This is a genomic window from Thermomonas sp. (assembly GCF_025993755.1).
Lineage (GTDB): Bacteria > Pseudomonadota > Gammaproteobacteria > Xanthomonadales > Xanthomonadaceae > Thermomonas.
This window is the reverse complement of the sequence record NZ_JAMQHN010000031.1, coordinates 1-16,469: the sequence shown is the minus strand read 5'-3', so window position 1 is coordinate 16,469 and position 16,469 is coordinate 1. Positions and strand designations below refer to the sequence as shown.

At 68.0% G+C, this 16,469-nt stretch carries 18 protein-coding genes; 12 read left to right on the top strand and 6 right to left on the bottom strand.

All coding sequences use genetic code 11. From position 1 onward, the window contains the following. Positions 1–172 precede the first annotated feature (172 nt). The gene (locus tag Q0X16_RS02590) at positions 173–616 is read left to right on the top strand and encodes a SufE family protein (RefSeq protein ID WP_297830321.1); all 444 of its coding nucleotides are present in this window, start codon (positions 173–175) and stop codon (positions 614–616) included. After that, positions 613–1,842 carry an MFS transporter gene (locus tag Q0X16_RS02585; protein ID WP_297830319.1) on the top strand — a complete coding sequence of 410 codons (1,230 nt, stop codon included), beginning with the start codon at positions 613–615 and terminating at the stop codon, positions 1,840–1,842. The genes Q0X16_RS02590 and Q0X16_RS02585 overlap by 4 nt, the downstream gene beginning before the upstream one ends. Positions 1,843–1,928: 86 nt before the next feature. On the opposite strand, the gene dksA is transcribed toward Q0X16_RS02585, so the two are convergent. After that, positions 1,929–3,026 carry an RNA polymerase-binding protein DksA gene (gene dksA, locus Q0X16_RS02580; RefSeq protein WP_297830317.1) on the bottom strand — a complete coding sequence of 366 codons (1,098 nt, stop codon included), beginning with the start codon at positions 3,024–3,026 and terminating at the stop codon, positions 1,929–1,931. Positions 3,027–3,127: 101 nt separating this feature from the next. Between dksA and yidD the strand changes: the two genes are divergently transcribed. The 3 genes from yidD to Q0X16_RS02565 all read left to right on the top strand — a co-directional run bounded on the left by yidD (position 3,128) and on the right by Q0X16_RS02565 (position 5,659). Beyond that, positions 3,128–3,346 carry a membrane protein insertion efficiency factor YidD gene (gene yidD, locus Q0X16_RS02575; protein ID WP_297830315.1) on the top strand — a complete coding sequence of 73 codons (219 nt, stop codon included), beginning with the start codon at positions 3,128–3,130 and terminating at the stop codon, positions 3,344–3,346. A gap of 85 nt (positions 3,347–3,431) precedes the next feature. After that, the gene (locus Q0X16_RS02570) at positions 3,432–4,778 is read left to right on the top strand and encodes a dihydroorotase (RefSeq protein ID WP_297830314.1); all 1,347 of its coding nucleotides are present in this window, start codon (positions 3,432–3,434) and stop codon (positions 4,776–4,778) included. After that, positions 4,775–5,659: a M23 family metallopeptidase gene (locus tag Q0X16_RS02565; RefSeq protein ID WP_297830312.1), complete on the top strand. Its 885-nt coding sequence runs from the start codon at positions 4,775–4,777 to the stop codon at positions 5,657–5,659. The genes Q0X16_RS02570 and Q0X16_RS02565 overlap by 4 nt, the downstream gene beginning before the upstream one ends. A 33-nt stretch (positions 5,660–5,692) precedes the next feature. Here the strand turns inward: Q0X16_RS02565 and folE2 are convergent, their stop codons facing one another. The 5 genes from folE2 to efp form a co-directional block, all read right to left on the bottom strand. Next, on the bottom strand, positions 5,693–6,619 hold the full coding sequence (folE2, locus tag Q0X16_RS02560) for a GTP cyclohydrolase FolE2 (RefSeq protein WP_297830310.1): 927 nt from the start codon (positions 6,617–6,619) through the stop codon (positions 5,693–5,695). A 102-nt stretch (positions 6,620–6,721) separates the two neighbouring features. Next, positions 6,722–7,402, bottom strand: a complete 681-nt coding sequence (locus Q0X16_RS02555; RefSeq protein WP_297830308.1) for a phytoene/squalene synthase family protein — start codon at positions 7,400–7,402, stop codon at positions 6,722–6,724. Further along, on the bottom strand, positions 7,399–8,094 hold the full coding sequence (gene gph / locus Q0X16_RS02550; RefSeq protein ID WP_297830323.1) for a phosphoglycolate phosphatase: 696 nt from the start codon (positions 8,092–8,094) through the stop codon (positions 7,399–7,401). Before gph ends, Q0X16_RS02555 begins: the two co-directional genes overlap by 4 nt. A gap of 17 nt (positions 8,095–8,111) precedes the next feature. Next, positions 8,112–9,452 (bottom strand): TRZ/ATZ family hydrolase, encoded by a 1,341-nt coding sequence (locus Q0X16_RS02545; protein WP_297830306.1) that lies wholly within the window; start codon positions 9,450–9,452, stop codon positions 8,112–8,114. Positions 9,453–9,537: 85 nt separating this feature from the next. Next, a complete protein-coding gene (gene efp / locus Q0X16_RS02540; RefSeq protein WP_297830305.1) occupies positions 9,538–10,104 on the bottom strand; it encodes an elongation factor P in 567 nt (188 codons plus the stop codon). 105 nt (positions 10,105–10,209) lie between these two features. On the opposite strand from efp, the gene epmB reads away from it, so the two are divergent. The 7 genes from epmB to Q0X16_RS02505 all read left to right on the top strand — a co-directional run. After that, entirely contained in the window at positions 10,210–11,256 is a 1,047-nt protein-coding gene (epmB, locus tag Q0X16_RS02535; RefSeq protein WP_297830303.1) for an EF-P beta-lysylation protein EpmB, read from the top strand. A 44-nt stretch (positions 11,257–11,300) separates the two neighbouring features. Beyond that, the gene (locus tag Q0X16_RS02530) at positions 11,301–13,403 is read left to right on the top strand and encodes an EAL domain-containing protein (RefSeq protein ID WP_297830301.1); all 2,103 of its coding nucleotides are present in this window, start codon (positions 11,301–11,303) and stop codon (positions 13,401–13,403) included. Between the two features lie 31 nt (positions 13,404–13,434). Then, complete coding sequence (gene gluQRS, locus Q0X16_RS02525; protein WP_297830299.1) at positions 13,435–14,340, top strand: tRNA glutamyl-Q(34) synthetase GluQRS; 906 nt, start codon at positions 13,435–13,437, stop codon at positions 14,338–14,340. Between the two features lie 44 nt (positions 14,341–14,384). Next, entirely contained in the window at positions 14,385–15,125 is a 741-nt protein-coding gene (gene phbB, locus Q0X16_RS02520) for an acetoacetyl-CoA reductase (RefSeq protein WP_297830297.1), read from the top strand. 87 nt (positions 15,126–15,212) lie between these two features. Then, entirely contained in the window at positions 15,213–15,668 is a 456-nt protein-coding gene (locus Q0X16_RS02515; protein WP_297830295.1) for a cytochrome c, read from the top strand. Between the two features lie 33 nt (positions 15,669–15,701). After that, on the top strand, positions 15,702–16,202 hold the full coding sequence (locus tag Q0X16_RS02510) for a DUF456 domain-containing protein (RefSeq protein WP_297830293.1): 501 nt from the start codon (positions 15,702–15,704) through the stop codon (positions 16,200–16,202). A 48-nt stretch (positions 16,203–16,250) separates the two neighbouring features. Beyond that, positions 16,251–16,469: hypothetical protein (locus Q0X16_RS02505; RefSeq protein ID WP_297830290.1), on the top strand; the 219-nt coding region annotated here is incomplete at its 3' end.

The following is a 16,469-nucleotide window of genomic DNA, read 5'->3' as shown; positions in this document are numbered from 1 at the left end:
CCCCCACGGGATCGAGCAGGCCATGGATGGCCTGCGCCCGCGAATTGGAGCCGGACGCGCAACCTGAGCGGCGATCCCGTGGGGGCGACCGACGCGGATGGCCGCCGCGAAACCCGCCAGGACAACGTGTCATCACGTCACCGTTCGCAACCTTCCCGCTTTCGCAAACCTCATGACCGACAACCCCTTCCCGCTGGAACCCACCGCCGCCGCAGCCCAAGCCGCCATTGCCGACGAATTCGGCTTCTTCGGCGACTGGTCGGAGCGCTACCAGTACCTGATCGATCTCGGCCACAAGCTGCCGGAATTTCCCGAAGACTGGAAAACCGAGGAGCACCGCCTGCACGGCTGCCAGTCGCTGGTGTGGATCGTGGCGGAAGGCGACGCGCAGCGCCTCGATTTCCATGCGATCAGCGATTCGGTCATCGTTTCCGGACTGATCTACCTCGCGCTGCGCGTCTATTCCGGGCGCAGCGCGAACGAGATCGTCACGACCGAACCCGATTACATCGCCGCGATCGGGCTGTCCAGGCACCTGTCGCCCACCCGCAGCAACGGGTTGGCCGCACTGCTGGATTTCATCCGCGAACGCGCCCGGTCCGCCCTCGCCGGATGAGCCGGCCCGCCTCGCCGCTGGGCAGCATCGGCTTCCGCTGGCTGATGCTTTACCGCATCTGCACCCTGCTGTCCTACCAGGTGGTGTCGGTGACGGTCGGCTGGCACATCTACGAGCTGACCCACGACACCCTGTCGCTCGGACTGGTCGGCCTGGCCGAGGTCATCCCCTACTTCTGCGTGGCACCGTTTTCCGGCTATCTGGTCGACCACCTGCCGCGTCGCAAACTCGGCGCCGCCGCCTGCCTGCTGCTGGCGGTCAACGCCGCCGCCTTGGCGCTGGTCGCCGGCAACATCGTGCTTCACACCCACGGCACCTGGCCGATCTACCTGGCGGTGGCCATCGGCGGCGTCGGCCGCTCCTTCCTCGGGCCGGTCTACAACGCCCTGTTCGCGCGGGTGCTGCGGCGCGAACAGTTCACCACCGGCGCCAGCATGGGCAGCGTGGTGTTCCAGACCGGGCTGATCCTCGGACCGGCGCTTGGGGGCCTGATCGTGGGAGCGCTGGGCAAATCGATCGCCTACGGCTCGGCCACCGTGATGGCGCTGGCGGCCGCCGCCACCCTGCTGCTGATGCGCGTCACCGAACCGGCGCTGCAGCAGCAGCGCGGCCCGGTGCTGGCCAGCATCGCCGAGGGCGCGCGCTTCGTCGCCGGCAACCAGATCATGCTCGGCGCGATGGCGCTGGACATGTTCTCGGTCCTGCTCGGCGGCGCGGTGTCGATGCTGCCGGCGTTCACCAAGGACATCCTGCACGCCGGCGCCGAAGCGTTCGGCTTCCTGCGGGCGGCACCGGCGATCGGCTCGATCCTGGTGGCGCTGTGGCTGACCCGGCATCCGCTGGAACGCCACGCCGGCCCGGTCCTGCTGTGGGCGGTCGCCTGCTTCGGGTTATGCACGATCGCCTTCGCGCTGTCGCGCAACCTGTGGCTGTCGGGCGCGCTGCTGGTGTTCTACGGCATGTGCGACGGGGTCTCGGTGGTGATGCGCTCGACCATCATGCAGCTGGTGACGCCCGACGACATGCGCGGCCGCGTGTCCTCGATCAACGGCATCTTCGTCAGCTCCTCCAACGAATTGGGCGCCTTCTACGATGGCGTGATGGCGAAGCTGCTCGGACTGGTCCCGGCGATGATCCTCGGCGGTTTCGTCACGCTGGGCGTGGTGACGACGACCGCGAGGCTCGCCCCCAGGCTGCGGCGACTGGATCTGCGGGAATTGCAGTAGCGGGAAACCGGAATCCGGCGCTTGCCGGCCTCAGCAACGGAAAGGGCGCCATCGGCGCCCTTTCCGTGATCCCGACGCAGTCACGCTCAGTCGCCCATCTGCTTCTGCATGTGCTCCCAGCGCTCCTGCGCGTCCAAAGTGCGCTCCGCGGTCAGCCGCGCCTCGAGGCGATCCAGTCCGATTTCCTCGCCGGTATCGACGCAGAAGCCGTACTCGCCCGCCTCCAGCCGCTTGAGCGTGCTGTCGATCTTGCCGATCAGCTTCCGATAGCGGTCGCGGGTACGCAGCTCCAGCGAATTTTCGGTTTCGCGGGTCGCGCGCTCGGCCTCGTCGCCGACGTCGCGCACCTCTTCCTTGAGGTTCTCGATCGTCTGCTTGGACTCCTCGACCAGACTCGCGCGCCAGTCGAGCAGGCGCTGGCGGAAATACTCGAGCTGCAGTGCGCTCATGTATTCCTCGTCCGGCGACGGCTTGTACCCGTTCGGAATGATCGGGCGTCCGGTGGCGTCGTCGGTCCGATAGGCAACGACCTTGTATTTGACCTTGGGCGTCGGACGCGCCGCCGCCGACTTGGGAACGGCCACGGCCACCTTGCCCGGGATCCGGGGCGTGGCCGCGACGACCGACGGCGTCGGCGCATGTCCCTTCGGCTTGGCGGGAGTCTGCTGTTTCGGAACGCTGGCTGTCTTGACCGGCGCTGGCGCCTTGGCAGCGGGTTGCTTCTTCGGCGTCGCAACCGCTTTCTTGCCGGCCGGAGCCGGTTTCTGGGAGACCGCAGTTTTCTTCGCCACTGCCGGTTTCTTGGTGGGCACCGGTTTTTTGGCGACCACGGGTTTCCTGGCCGGACCGGCCTTTTTGGCGACGGCCGTTTTTTTCGCAACGGCTTTCCTTGCCGGCGCCGGCTTTTTCACCGAAGTCTTCTTCACGGCCGGCTTCTTCGCAACCGGCTTCTTCGCCGCCACCTTCTTGGCGGCCACCAGCTTCTTCACCGCGGCCACGGCTTTCTTGACAACACCCGTCGCCTTTTTCGCGACCTTCTTCGGGGGCGCCGTTTTTTTCGCGACCACCGACTTCTTCACGGCGGGCTTCTTGACCGCGGGCTTGCGCGCAGCGGCCGGCTTCACCGCCTTCTTGGTGGATTTGGCCTTGGGGTTGGTCTTTTTCGCAGGTTTCTTCACAGCCACGTCGGATGATTCCTTGGTTTTCCTTGAGCCGGTAAGGCGGGCTGTTATAACCTGCCCAGCACGGGGCGGCAACCACGCCACGCCGCCCATCGCCAAACTTCGTGATCGCCAAGCTCCTCATCGCCCTGCTGCGCGGCTACAAACGCTGGATCAGCCCGCTGCTGGGACAGAACTGCCGGTTCGCGCCCACCTGCTCCGAATACGCCATGGAAGCACTGGCGCGCTTTGGCGTGTTCAAGGGCAGCTGGCTCGCCATTCGCCGCATCGGGCGCTGTCATCCGCTGCATCCGGGCGGGCACGATCCGGTACCGCCCGCCTGAATGCGCCTTCCGTCCGCCATTGCGCAGACTCCTGCCCAGCCATCCCGTCGTTGCCGGACCAAACCCGAAAATACAAGGATACTCAATGTCTTCCACCCTGATCGTCAACGCCCGCCTGGTGAACGAGGGCCGTGAATTCGACGGCGACCTGCGCTTCGAAGACGAACGGATTGCGCAAATCGGCAGCGGCCTTGCCGCCCGACCCGGCGAAACCGTGATCGACGCCAACGGCCGCCGGCTGCTGCCCGGCATGATCGACGACCAGGTGCATTTCCGCGAACCCGGCCTGGAATACAAGGCCGACATCGCCACCGAGTCGGCGGCGGCGGTCGCCGGTGGCCTGACCAGCTTCATGGACATGCCCAACACCCAACCGCCGACTCTGGATGCCGCAGCGCTGGAGGACAAATACCGCCGCGCCTCCGGCCGCGCCTGGGGCAACTATGGCTTCTACCTGGGCGCCAGCAACGACAACCTCGACGCGATCCGCGCGCTCGACCCGAGGTCCGCGCCCGGCATCAAGGTGTTCATGGGCTCATCGACCGGCAACATGCTGGTGAACGATCCGGACACGCTCGACGGCATTTTCCGCGAAGCGCCGACGCCGATCATCACCCACTGCGAAGACACCCCGACGATCGACGCCAACCTCGCCAGGTTCAAGGCGAAGTACGGCGACGACATCCCGGTGGAATGCCACGCCGACATCCGCTCGCGCGAAGCCTGTGTCAAATCGAGCACGCTGGCGATGTCGCTGGCGCGCAGGCACGGCTCCCGCCTGCACATCCTGCACATCAGCACCGCTGACGAAGTGGCGATGTTCGAGCCCGGCCCGATCCTGCGCGCCGACGGCAGCCGCAAGCGGATCACCGGCGAAACCTGCGTGCATTTCCTGCTCTACGCCCGCCCCGACTACGCGCGTCTGGGCAACCTGATCAAATGCAATCCTTCGATCAAGGAATCATCCGATCGCGCCGCGATCCTCCGCGGGCTGGCGGAAGATCGCCTCGACGTGCTGGCCACCGACCATGCGCCGCACACCCTGGAAGAAAAATCCCGGCCCTACGCCGAAGCGCCGAGCGGCCTGCCGCTGGTGCAGTACGCGCTGCTGCTGGCGCTGGATCTGGTTCACGACGGCCAACTGACCACGGCACAGGTGGTGCAGAAGTTCGCGCACGCGCCGGCACAGCTGTTCGACGTGGCGCAGCGCGGCTTCCTGCGCGAAGGCTATGCGGCCGACCTGGTGCTGGTGGAAGACACGCCTCTGACCGTGCGCCGCGAGGACGTGCTGAGCAAATGCGGCTGGTCGCCGTTCGAGGGCCACCGCTTCCGCTCGCGCATCGCCTCGACCTGGGTCAACGGCGTCCAGGTCTGGGACGGCCGCAAGCTCGTCAACGGCCCGCAGGGACAGCGCCTGCGGTTCGACCGATGAAGGGCGGCTGGCTGCTGGCGGCGCTGCTGGCCGCAGGCTGCGCCAGCGCGCAGCAGGTCCCTCAGGCCGCCTCCGTCAACCCGCCCGCGGCGCAAACCGGCCCGGCGACCGGCGGCGCCGCCGATGCGCTGCGCCCCACCCGCCTGCCCGCCTCGGTGCCTCAGGGCAGCATGGTGCTGGGCAACACCTCACCGGCTGCCGTCGTCGAATACTCCGGCCGCACGCTGAAGGTGACGCCTTACGGCACCTTCGTTTTCGGCATCGGTCGCGACGCCAGCGGCGAGGCGGTGGTGCGGGTCAAACAGCCGGCCGGCGGCTGGGTCGAACACCGCATCCGGATCACTCCGCGCGACTGGCCGATCGAAGCCGTGCGCGGCGTGCCTCCGGCCACGGTGAATCCGCCCAAGGCCATCGCCGAGCGGATCGCACGCGAGCAGGCGGCGGTTGCCGCCACGCGCACGCGTGACGGCGAGGAAACCGGATTCGCACAGGAATTCATCCGTCCGGTCGAAGGCCGCATCAGCGGGCGCTTTGGTCGCGCCCGCAGCTACAACGGCCAGCCTGGCGCGCCGCATTCCGGCATGGACATCGCCGTCGCCAGCGGCACTCCGGTCAAGGCGCCCGCGTCGGGCGTGGTGATCTTCGCGGCGCCCGACCTGTATCTGACCGGCGGCACCCTGGTGATCGATCACGGTCACGGCATCAGCAGCACGTTCCTGCACCTGTCGCGCATCGACGTGAAAGTGGGCGATGCGATTCGACAGGGCGACGCGATCGCCGCCGTGGGCGCCACCGGCCGCGCCACCGGCCCGCACCTGCACTGGGGCATGAACTGGTTCGACGTGCGCCTTGATCCGCAGCTGGTGCTGGAACGCAAGTAGCCCGGCAATCCGGATCGCGGCCAGGGGCCGCTCCTACGGCGGATTCCGCCCGCTGGCCGAAGCCACCGCATCGTGCGGGTGCAGGCTTTCCAGATGCGCGGCGCGCACGCTCCATGCGGCGACGCGGGGATCGGCGGCCAGCACGGCCACCATGCGCCGCGCCGCGTCCTCGCAGAACATCAGGTTGGCGCCATTGGCCAGCGCGAACGCCTGCTCGTCCTCACGCTTGACCGCTGTCTGCACCGGCGTGCCGAGCGTGGCCTCCAACGCGTCGATCAGCGGTTCCAGCGGCAACTCGTCAAAGGACGGACGCAGTTCGACGCGCACCTGCGCCAGGCTGCGCTGGGCGTGCGGGGTGGCGATCATGCCCGATTCGCCAGCCAGCCAGTCGCGCACGCGACCGGCATCCAGCGGCCGCTCCACGGGAAACGTCTCGGCGAAATGCCGCGCGTTGGCCTGCCGCGAAAGCGCGGCCGACGCCGGACAGGTGCTGGAATACTCGACCGCGAACCCGAGCGTCAGCCGCAGGTGGCCCTCGGCCAGCTCCGCCTCGATGTCCACCGGATAGCGCTTCCAGCCGGCGTTGTCGCTGCGCAAGGCCTTGCGCAGCAGCAGGCGATCGAAGCGCAGCCGCAGCCGCGCCCGGTCGGCCAGCCCATTCTGTGAACTGACGCAGGCATCCAGCAGCCGGCGCAGCGACGGCGCGCCCAGGGTTTCGCTGGACAGCGACTGCTGCAGCCGCAGATACAGCCGCGACATGTGGATCCCGCGCGCCGCCGGATCGCGCAGGTTGACCGCGACGTCGACCGTCGCCGACACCTGCATCGGCAGCCCGTCCGCGCCATCGACCCGAACCGGCAAGGCCATTCCGTCCATGCCGACCCAGTCCAGCGGGCGCGCAAGCGGAACCGCGTCGAAGGCGACATCGGGCAGCGGCGGTTGCGGGACAGCGTTGTGCATTGCGGCATTCTACCGGCTTCGGCTATGCGCGGCTTGACGAAACCGCAACGCTGCGTTCGGCCAATTCCCGCGCTCGCCCAAATCAATTCAATCGCGATGCGGTCATGCCTGCACCTGCCCGCGCGCAGCGCGCCAGGCCGTCAGCAGGGCACGCCAGTGCCCCGGCTCGGGCGGTTTTCCTGCAATCAGCCGCTGCAGTCGCGCACGCACCAGCGCGGCGTGGATGCGCTCGGGCCGGCTTGATCCGTCAAAGCGCGGCTGCAGCAGCAGTCCGCGTGCGCTGAGTTCGCCCGGCGTCCCGCTGGGCGGCTGGCGCAGGGCGCGCTCCCCCAGCAGCACGATCGCGGTGGTCCAGCTGGATGCCACTGGCCGCGCCTCGAACAGGGCAGAAGACACCCGCGCCAGTCCTTCGGCAAACGGCTCCAGTTCCTTGACCGCAGGCGCCAGTTCTCCGGTCTGGACGCGGCTGGAGCGCAGCGCCGGTATCCCGGACGCCAGCGCCTCCCAGGGCGCTGGCCGCTTCTGCAGCACCCTCCCCAGCGGATGCCGGCGCGCCCCCTGCGCCCAGCCGAACAGTTCCTCCGCCCACCAGCCCAGCTTGGCCGCGCCGGGGGTTGGATCGCTACCGCTCCAGGCCGCATCCGCCAGTTCGCTGCGAAGCGCCAGCCAGGCCATCGCCACTTCGCGCTGCGCCTCGGGAACGAAGGCCTCGGCGACCGGCCAGTCCGGCCAGCGCGCGCGCCATTTGTCGAAAAAATGCCGCAGTTCCTCGGGGTCGCTCATGCCCCCGATCCCCAGATCGCCGGGTCCAGAAGATCGTCGACGCGAGTTGCCATCGCATCGCCACCCCACCCGGCCGGATCGTCGCCGTCCGGGCGGTAGCCCCACAGCGCAACGATGCTGCGCATTCCGGCAGCGCGGGCGGCATCGATGTCGCGCTGATCGTCGCCGACATACACGCAATCGGCAATCGCAACGCCCAGCGTCTGCGCCGCATGCAGCAGCGGCAGCGGATCCGGCTTGCGTCGCGGCAGGCTATCGCCGCCGATCAGGATCGCGCAGCGGCCGGCCCAGCCCAGCGCATCGAGCACCTGTCGGGCCAGGTATTCGGGTTTGTTGGTGACAATACCCCAGCGGTTGCCCGACGCTTCGATCGTCGCCAGCAGCGCTTCCACGCCGTCGAACGGCACGCCGTGCCTGCCCAGCTCCTGTTCGTAGGTGTCGAGGAATTCGCGGATCAGCACATCCGGCACCTCACCGTCCAACTCGGGAAAGGCCGCCGCGCTCATCGCCCGCGAGCCTTTCGAAACATGCGGACGCAGCTCGGGCAAGGGCATCGGCGGCTGCCCGCGGGAGGCGCGCATGCGGTTGACCGTGGCCACCATGTCAGGCGCGCTGTCGAGCAAGGTGCCGTCGAGATCGAACAGCGCCAGCGCCGGAAAGCGTGTCGCCCCTTCGGCAACGCCCCGGCCCATTCCGCTTGCGGATTCGCTCACGCCAGGCGCACCTGCGCGATGCGCTCGCGCCAGGATCTGGCGCTGGCCAACACGGCATCCACGTCGATGCCGACCAGTTCGCCGCGATCGAGCTTGCGGACACCGGCGATCCACACGTCGCTGACCTGACGGCGGTTGGACGCGTAGACCAGCTGCGATACGACATGGTGCAGCGGCTGGGTCTCCGGCGCCGACAGGTCGATGCAGGCCAGGTCCGCCTGCTTGCCCGGTTCGATGCTGCCGACGCGGTCGCCGAACCCCAGCGCGTTGGCGCCGCCGAGGGTCGCCGCGCGCAGCGCCTCGAACGCGGAAAAGCCGGCCGCATCCCCGGCCACGGCCTTGGCCAGCAGCGCGGCAGTGCGGGTCTCGCCGACCATGTCCAGATCGTTGTTGCTAGCGCAGCCGTCGGTGCCGATGGCGAGGTTCACCCCGGCCGCGATCAGCTTGCACACCGGGCTGAAGCCGGAAGCCAGCTTGAGGTTCGATTCCGGACAGTGCACCACGCTCACGCCGCGCTGCGCGCACAGCGCGATTTCCGCGTCGGTGAGCTGGGTCATGTGGACCGCGATCAGGCGGTCGTTGAGCAGGCCCAGCCGGTCGATGCGGGCGATCGGGCGCTGGCCGTGCTTCTCGATCGACTGGGCCACTTCCTGCGCGGTTTCGTGCAGGTGCAGGTGGACCGGAATGTCGAGCTGGTCGGCCAGCATCCGGATCCGCTCGAAGCTGGCGTCGCCGACCGTGTAGGGCGCATGTGGGGCGAAGGCGGTCGCCACCAGCGCATCGCCTTTCCACTGGTCGTGAATCGCACCGGCGCGCTCGAAGTATTCGTCGTCGCTGGCGGCCCAGGCGGTTGGAAAATCGATCACCGGCAACCCGACCAGGGCGCGGAAGCCGTGTTTGGCGTAGGTGGCCGCCTGCACGTCGGGGAAGAAGTAGTTCTCGTTGCAGCAGGTCGTACCGCCGCGCAGCATCTCGACGATGGCCAGCAGCACGCCGTCCTCGACGAAGCCCTGCGACAGGACGGCGCCTTCGATCGGCCAGATGTGCTGCTGCAGCCAGACTTTCAGCGGCAGGTCGTCGGCGACGCCGCGCAGCAGGGTCATCGGATTGTGAACGTGGGCATTGACCAGCCCGGGGATCAACGCGGCATCCGGACGGGACACCGTGTCTTTCGCCGCAAAGCGCGCGCGCGCCTCGGCGGTCGGCAGCACCGCGAGAATGCGCCCGCCGGAAACGGCAACGGCATGGTCTTCGAACACCACGCCGTGCGGCACGACCGGCACCACCCAGCCGGCTTCGATCAGCAGGTCGCAGGGCTGCGTGGCGGAATCGGTCATGGGGGTTCCCTTCACGAAAGGCTGGATCCCCGCGCGGGCGGGGACGACATTCCGGCTAAGCCGCGCCGGGGCGCGGGTCGGGACGTCACTTCACGCGGGAAACGTATTCGCCGCTGCGGGTATCGACCTTGATGATCTCGTCCTGGCCGACGAACAGAGGCACCCGTACCACCGCCCCGGTTTCCAGCGTGGCCGGCTTGCCGCCGGTGCCGGCGGTGTCGCCCTTCACGCCCGGATCGGTCTCGACGATCTTCAGTTCGACGAAATTCGGCGGTGTCACCTGGATCGGGTTGCCGTTGAACAGCGTGACGACGCAGTCTTCCTCGCCCTTGATCCACTTGGCGGCATCGCCGACGCCTGCCTTGTCGGCCTGCACCTGCTCGAAGGTTTCCTGATTCATGAAATGCCAGTACTCGCCATCGTTGTACAGATACTGCATGTCGGTATCGACCACGTCTGCCGCTTCCACCGAGTCGGTGGACTTCATGGTAATTTCCTGCACCCGCCCGGTGCGGATCTGGCGATAGCGCACGCGGGTGAACGCCTGACCCTTGCCGGGCTTGACGTAATCGGTTTCGGTAATGACGGACGGTTCGTTGTTGACCAGGATCTTCTGTCCGGCCTTCACGTCGTTCATGCCCAGGCTGGCCATGGAAACTCCTTGGGGCCGCCCAGCGGGGCGGCATGCAATGTGGGATGTAAAATGCGGGAATCGGGGGAAACGCGACAACATCGCCGCGTACCGAAGCGGTCGCACATGATACCCGTTGCCCCAACCCCATTGCAGCATGCGCTGGAAACCCGCTGGCAAGCGCTGTGGCGGCAGGCCGTGCGCGACCCGCGCGAACTGCTGGCAATGCTCGGCCTTGAGTCGCAGGCGAAGCGCATTTCCGACGCGGCGGTACGGCAATTCCCGCTGCGCGCCCCGCGCGGGTTCATCGCCCGGATGCGCCACGGCGACCCGCACGACCCGCTGCTGCGGCAGGTGCTGCCGATCCTGGACGAGGAACGCATCGTGCCCGGCTTCGGGCTGGATGCCGTGGGCGATGCCGCCGCACGCAGCGGCCATGGCGTGATCCGGAAATACAACGGCCGCGCCCTGCTGATCGCCACCGGCAGCTGCGCGGTCAACTGCCGCTACTGCTTCCGCCGCCACTACCCTTATGCCGAGGACACCGCAGCGGCCGGCGGTTGGCGCGAAGCGGTGGCGCTGATCGCCGCAGATGCGTCCATCCACGAGGTGATCCTGTCCGGCGGCGACCCCCTGTCGCTGGCCGACCACAAGCTGGCCGAGCTGACCGCCGCCCTGCGCGACGTGCCGCACATTCGCCGCCTGCGCATCCACAGCCGCCTGCCCATCGTGCTGCCCGAGCGCGTCGACGGCGGCCTGCTGGAATGGCTGGGCGACCTGCCCTGGCCGACGACGCTGGTCGTCCACGCCAACCACGCCAACGAGTTCGATGATTCGGTCGATGCCGCCATGGCGAAGCTGCGCGGCATCGGCGTCGTCCTGCTCAACCAGTCGGTGCTCCTGCGCGGCGTCAACGACGGCGTCGACGCGCTGGCCGCACTGTGCGAGCGCGGCTTCGAAGCCGGCGTCCTGCCCTATTACCTGCACCAGCTCGACCGCGTCGCTGGCGCCGCGCACTTCGAGGTCGGCGACGCGCGGGCGCTGGAACTGCATGCCGCGATCGCGGCCCGGCTGCCCGGTTATCTGGTGCCGCGGCTGGTGCGGGAAATCGCCGGACAACCGGGCAAGACGCCGCTTGTATTGGCTGCAGCGGACACGGTGCCGGCCGTATGATGTAGCCTTCACCCATCCCCACTGCTGCCGCGGTCCCCCGACGCATGGCCACCACCAAGGACGTTGCCCTCCGACTGATCATCGTGACCGACCAGGTCAACGACGCCGAGGCCATGGTCAGCCGATTGCGCAATTCCGGGATCGCGGTGCGCCCGATCCGGCCCGAATCGCTGGACGAGCTGGCGCAGGCGCTGGCGCAGCAGCAGCCGGTGGACATGGTCCTGGCCGACTACACCTGCGAACACATGCCGTTCGAACAGGTGGCCAAGATGGTCATGGGCTGCGGCAAGGACGTGCCGCTGCTGGCGGTGCTGGACGGGGTGACGGACGACATCCTGGAAAACGTGCAGGCGCTGGGCGCGCAGGCGGTTGCGCTGCGCGAGCGGCCGCAGCAGTTCCTCAAGAACGTCATGACCGAGTGGAACGACCTCGACGCCCGCCGCTCGCAGCGCCGGCTGGAGGCGCAGATGCGCGAGACCCAGCGCCGCTGCGACATGCTGATCGATTCCTCGCGCGAACCCATCGCCTACATCCACGAAGGCATGCACATCCGGGCCAACCAGGCCTATCTGGAAATGTTCGGCTTCGAGTCCTTCGACGACATCGAGGGCATGTCGCTGCTCGATCTGGTGGCGCCCGCCAACGTCGGCGAGTTCCGCGACCTGCTCAAGAAGCTCTCCAAGGGCGAAGCGCCGCCGCCGCGATACGAACTCACCGCGGTGGACAGCGAAGGCGGCGAGTTTCCCGCCGTGATGGAATTTTCGGCGGCCGAATACCAGGGCGAAGCCTGCCTGCAGGTCATCTTCCGGCACCAGGCCGTCGAAGCCGACCCGGAACTCGAACGCGAACTGGCGCGACTGCGCGAACGCGACCAGGCCACCGGATTGCTCAACCGGCAAACCTTCCTCAAGCATCTCGAAGACGCCGTCGTCGATGCCGGCAAGAACCAGGCGCAGTACGGTTTCCTGCTGCTGGAACCGGACAGCTGGCAGCGCACCCTGCAGGGCATCGGGCTGGACAGCGTCGACCAGTTGCTCAAGGCGATCGCCGACCTCCTGCGCGAAACCCTGGGCAACCCGGACGAAGACACCGGGATCCGGCTCGGTCGCTTCTCCGACCACGGCTTCGCGGTGCTGGCCCCGGGCGACCACGCCCAGACCCAGGCGCTGGCGGATCGTCTGCTGGCCGCCTTCCCGGCCCGGGTGTTCACGGTCGGCGACGGTTCGAGCACCTTCTCGGTCAGCATCGGCGGCGTCCAGATCAGCGAAAAGACGGCCAGCGTCAGCCCGGTGCTCAGCCGCGCCAGCCACGGCATGCAATCGGCGGCCAGCACCGGCGGCAACCGGATCGAGGTGTTCGACCCGGGCGCGATCGATCGCGCCGAGGCCGAACGCATCCAGGCCTGGGTGAACCGCCTGCGCGATGCCCTGGAGAACGACCACTTCCTGTTCCACTACCAGCCGGTGATCCCGCTGCTCGGCGCGCCCGGCGGTCTCTACGAAACGTTCCTGCGGCTGGAAGGCGACAACGGCGAAAGCGTCACCGACATGAGTTTCCTGCAGATCGCCGAGGAGCACGGCCTGCTGGGCGACATCGATCGATGGGCGATCGGGCGCGCGATCGAAGTCGCCGCCGCGCGCGCCAACAGCCCCAAGCCGGTGCGGCTGCTGGTGCGGATCACCCAGGCGTCGTTGACCGACGAGGGCCTGCCGGGATTCATCGAAGGCCTGCTCGCGCAGCATGGTCTCGACGGTTCCAGCCTGCTGCTTCAGGTTCCGGAATCCACCGTGTTCACCAACCTTGCCGACACCCAGACGCTGACCAGCGCACTCGGAAAGCACCGCTGCCAGCTCGTGCTCGAACGCTTCGGGGCAGGCCTGGATTCGTTCCAGCTGCTGACCCACTTCACGCCCGGGTTCGTCAAGCTCGATCCGATCTTCATGGAAGACCTCGCCAAGAACACGACCAACCAGCAGAAGGTCCAGGAAATCACCCACAAGGCCCGCGACCTCGGGATCATGAGCATCGCCGACGGGGTGCAGGACGCCGCCAGCATGACCGCGCTGTTCTCCAGCGGCGTCGATTACGTGCAGGGCGATTTCCTCGCCCAGGCCGGTCCGGACCTGAACTACGACTTCGAAAGTTGAAGCGGGCGCGGTTGCGCCGAAAATTGCGCGAATGAGCGCCCTGCCTGCCTGCCGCGGACGCTTCGCCCCATCCCCCACCGGACCGCTGCACGCCGGTTCGCTGCTCGCTGCGCTGGGAAGCTGGCTGGTTGCGCGCCAGGCCGGCGGTCAATGGCTGGTCCGGATCGAGGACATCGATCCGCCACGCGAGCGCCCCGGCGCGGCGGCCGACCAGCTGCAAACCCTCGCCCGCTTCGGCCTGCTCCACGACGGCACGATCGAATACCAGAGCCGGCGCGACCCGCTCTACCAGAACGCCCTCGACCGCCTGCTGGCGACAGGCAAGGCCTTTACCTGCCATTGCAGCCGCAGCGACCTGGCCGCAGCCGGCGGCATCCATCGCCGCTGCGTGGCCCGCGGCGAACGCCCCGATCCCGCCATCCGCCTGCGGGTTCCCGAACATTGCGAAATCGCCTTCGATGACGCCGTCTGCGGGCCCATCTGCCAGCGCGTCGACGTCGATGTGGGCGATTTCGTCCTGCGCCGGGCTGATGGCCTGTGGGCCTACCAGCTGGCGGTGGTCGTGGACGACGCCGCGCAGGGAATCACCGAGGTCGTGCGCGGCGCCGACCTGCTCGAGTCCACCCCGCGCCAGGTCCTTCTGCAGCAAGCGCTGGGCCTGCCGACGCCGCGCTACGCCCACCTGCCGCTGCTGCTGGACGAGAAGGGCCGCAAGCTGTCGAAATCCTCGGCGGCGCTGCCGGTCGATGCCGAACGGCCGCTGGAGACGTTGGCCTTGGTGTGGGAACGGCTCGGGCAGACCCCGCTCCCGCACGCCGGCAGCGTCGGCGATTTTCTCCGGCAGGCGCTCGACCGCTTCCGGCTGGATCGGGTGCCTGCCAGCGTCCAGGCGCCCCACGCCGCAGCGCACAACGCGGATTCAGCGTCGCATGCCTAGAATGGAACGGTTGACAGCGGCACGACAACCGTAAGGAGCAGCACATGACATCACGAGTTGCATTGGTCACCGGCGGCACCGGAGGCATCGGCACCGCCATCGTCAAGGAACTGGCCCGGCACGGGCATCGCGTCGCCACCAATTACCGCAACGAGGCCAAGGCCAAGGCCTGGCAGGAACAGATGCGGGCCGAGGGGTTCGACGTCCTGATCGTCCACGGCGACGTCAGCTCGGCCGAGGACGCCGCGCACATGGTCAAGGAGGTCGAGGCCAAACTCGGCCCGATCGAAATTCTTGTCAACAACGCCGGCATCACCCGCGACGGGACCTTCCACCGGATGAAGGAAGACCAGTGGCGCGACGTCATCAACACCAACCTCAACTCCTGCTTCAACGTCACGCGGCCGGTGATCGAGGGCATGCGCGAGCGCAAATGGGGGCGGATCATCCAGATCAGCTCGATCAACGGTCTCAAGGGCCAGTACGGCCAGGCCAACTACGCCGCCGCCAAGGCCGGCATGCACGGCTTCACCATCTCGCTGGCGCGCGAGAACGCCCGCAACGGGATCACCGTCAACACGATCTCGCCGGGCTACATCGCCACCGACATGGTGATGGCGGTGCCCGAGGAAGTGCGCGGCAAGATCGTGGCCGACATCCCCACCGGCCGCCTCGGCACTCCGGAGGAGATCGCCTTCGGCGTCGGCTTCCTGGCCGACGAACGCGCCGGCTGGATCACCGGCTCCAACCTCGACATCAATGGCGGCCACCACATGGGCTGGTAAGCTCGCGCTTGCCGTCATCGAGCGGCGCAACCGCGCACCGGTCGCGCCGATCGTCCCTTGTCCCGCGACCTTGCACACGGAGCGCCCATGTCCAGTCCCGATCCCGCGTCGAACGATTCCACCCACCCCAAGTCCCGCGGCGGGCGCTACCTGTTCCTGCTGATCCTGGGCTTCATCCTCGGCGTGATCGCCGCGGTAATGGGCCTGCGGGCGCTGCAGGCGCGCCAGGATCCGTTCCCCGATGCGCTGATGCACGTGCAGGAATGGCATATGGGACGGCTGAAGGCGTCGCTGGATCAGAACCACTGCAGCCCCACCGACGCGCTGCCGCACCTGCAGGCGCTGCGGATGACATCGGACAACCTCGAAGACGCTTTCCCCGGCCTGCGCGACGACGAGCGCTTCCGCAGCGCGGCGGCGGCGATGCGCGCTGCCGCCGACAAGGCCATCGCCACCCCGCCGCTGAGTTGCGCCGCGTTCGGCGCGACCGTCAAGTCCATGGGCGAAACCTGCCGCGGCTGCCACCGGGATTTCCGCGACTGAGTTTCCGCCGGCCATTGGCGACGGGTTGATTCGATGGATTGGCACGTCCTGCTCTACGTTCTGGCCGGCCTGCTGATTCTCGTCGGCCTGGTCGGGATCCTGCTGCCGCTGCTGCCCGGCGTCCCTTTGATGTTCGCGGGAATGCTTCTGGCGGCATGGGCCGATGGCTTCCGACATCTCGGCTGGGGACTGCTGTCGGTACTGGCGGCATTGACCCTGCTGTCCATGGCCCTCGATTTCTGGGCCACGGCGCAGGGCGCCAAGCGCGTAGGCGCCAGCCGCCTGGCCATGTGGGGCGCGGCGCTGGGCACCTTGGTCGGACTGTTTTTCGGCCTGCCCGGACTGCTGCTGGGCCCGTTCATCGGCGCTCTGGCCGGTGAACTGCTCGTCCTGCGCAGCCTGCGCGCCGAGGCCATCGGCCAGGCCACCAAGGTCGGGGCCGGCACCTGGATCGGCCTGCTGATCGGAATCGTGCTCCGCTTCGCGCTGGCGTTTGCGATGCTGGGCCTGTTCGCCTTTGCCTGGTGGATTTGACCGCAATTCCCGCGCCACTCCACCCACTCCAGGAACGATGATCGCCCGATGATCCCCAAGCCTGCCCTCCCGCACGTCACGTTTTCCGAACGGTTCACGGCCGCCCTCGACCAGATGCAGGAAAAGCTGGTCCACCTGATCGCCAACGCGCCGCTGCTGCTGCTGGCCCTGCTGGTCGTGCTCGCCTCGGTCTGGCTGGGCGGCGACGTCAGCCGCCGCATGCGCATCCTCCGCCGCATCAGCCGGAGCAACCCCTCCATGGAGGGT

Excerpts from the sequence above, each read along its gene's own strand:
- Q0X16_RS02590 (WP_297830321.1), top strand. The coding sequence starts at position 173 with ATGACCGACAACCCCTTCCCGCTGGAACCCACCGCCGCCGCAGCCCAA.
- Q0X16_RS02585 (WP_297830319.1), top strand. The coding sequence starts at position 613 with ATGAGCCGGCCCGCCTCGCCGCTGGGCAGCATCGGCTTCCGCTGGCTG.
- Q0X16_RS02570 (WP_297830314.1), top strand. The coding sequence starts at position 3,432 with ATGTCTTCCACCCTGATCGTCAACGCCCGCCTGGTGAACGAGGGCCGT.
- Q0X16_RS02565 (WP_297830312.1), top strand. The coding sequence starts at position 4,775 with ATGAAGGGCGGCTGGCTGCTGGCGGCGCTGCTGGCCGCAGGCTGCGCC.
- folE2 (WP_297830310.1), bottom strand. The coding sequence starts at position 6,619 with ATGCACAACGCTGTCCCGCAACCGCCGCTGCCCGATGTCGCCTTCGAC.
- Q0X16_RS02555 (WP_297830308.1), bottom strand. The coding sequence starts at position 7,402 with ATGAGCGACCCCGAGGAACTGCGGCATTTTTTCGACAAATGGCGCGCG.
- gph (WP_297830323.1), bottom strand. The coding sequence starts at position 8,094 with ATGGGCCGGGGCGTTGCCGAAGGGGCGACACGCTTTCCGGCGCTGGCG.
- Q0X16_RS02545 (WP_297830306.1), bottom strand. The coding sequence starts at position 9,452 with ATGACCGATTCCGCCACGCAGCCCTGCGACCTGCTGATCGAAGCCGGC.
- efp (WP_297830305.1), bottom strand. The coding sequence starts at position 10,104 with ATGGCCAGCCTGGGCATGAACGACGTGAAGGCCGGACAGAAGATCCTG.
- epmB (WP_297830303.1), top strand. The coding sequence starts at position 10,210 with ATGATACCCGTTGCCCCAACCCCATTGCAGCATGCGCTGGAAACCCGC.
- Q0X16_RS02530 (WP_297830301.1), top strand. The coding sequence starts at position 11,301 with ATGGCCACCACCAAGGACGTTGCCCTCCGACTGATCATCGTGACCGAC.
- gluQRS (WP_297830299.1), top strand. The coding sequence starts at position 13,435 with ATGAGCGCCCTGCCTGCCTGCCGCGGACGCTTCGCCCCATCCCCCACC.
- phbB (WP_297830297.1), top strand. The coding sequence starts at position 14,385 with ATGACATCACGAGTTGCATTGGTCACCGGCGGCACCGGAGGCATCGGC.
- Q0X16_RS02515 (WP_297830295.1), top strand. The coding sequence starts at position 15,213 with ATGTCCAGTCCCGATCCCGCGTCGAACGATTCCACCCACCCCAAGTCC.
- Q0X16_RS02510 (WP_297830293.1), top strand. The coding sequence starts at position 15,702 with ATGGATTGGCACGTCCTGCTCTACGTTCTGGCCGGCCTGCTGATTCTC.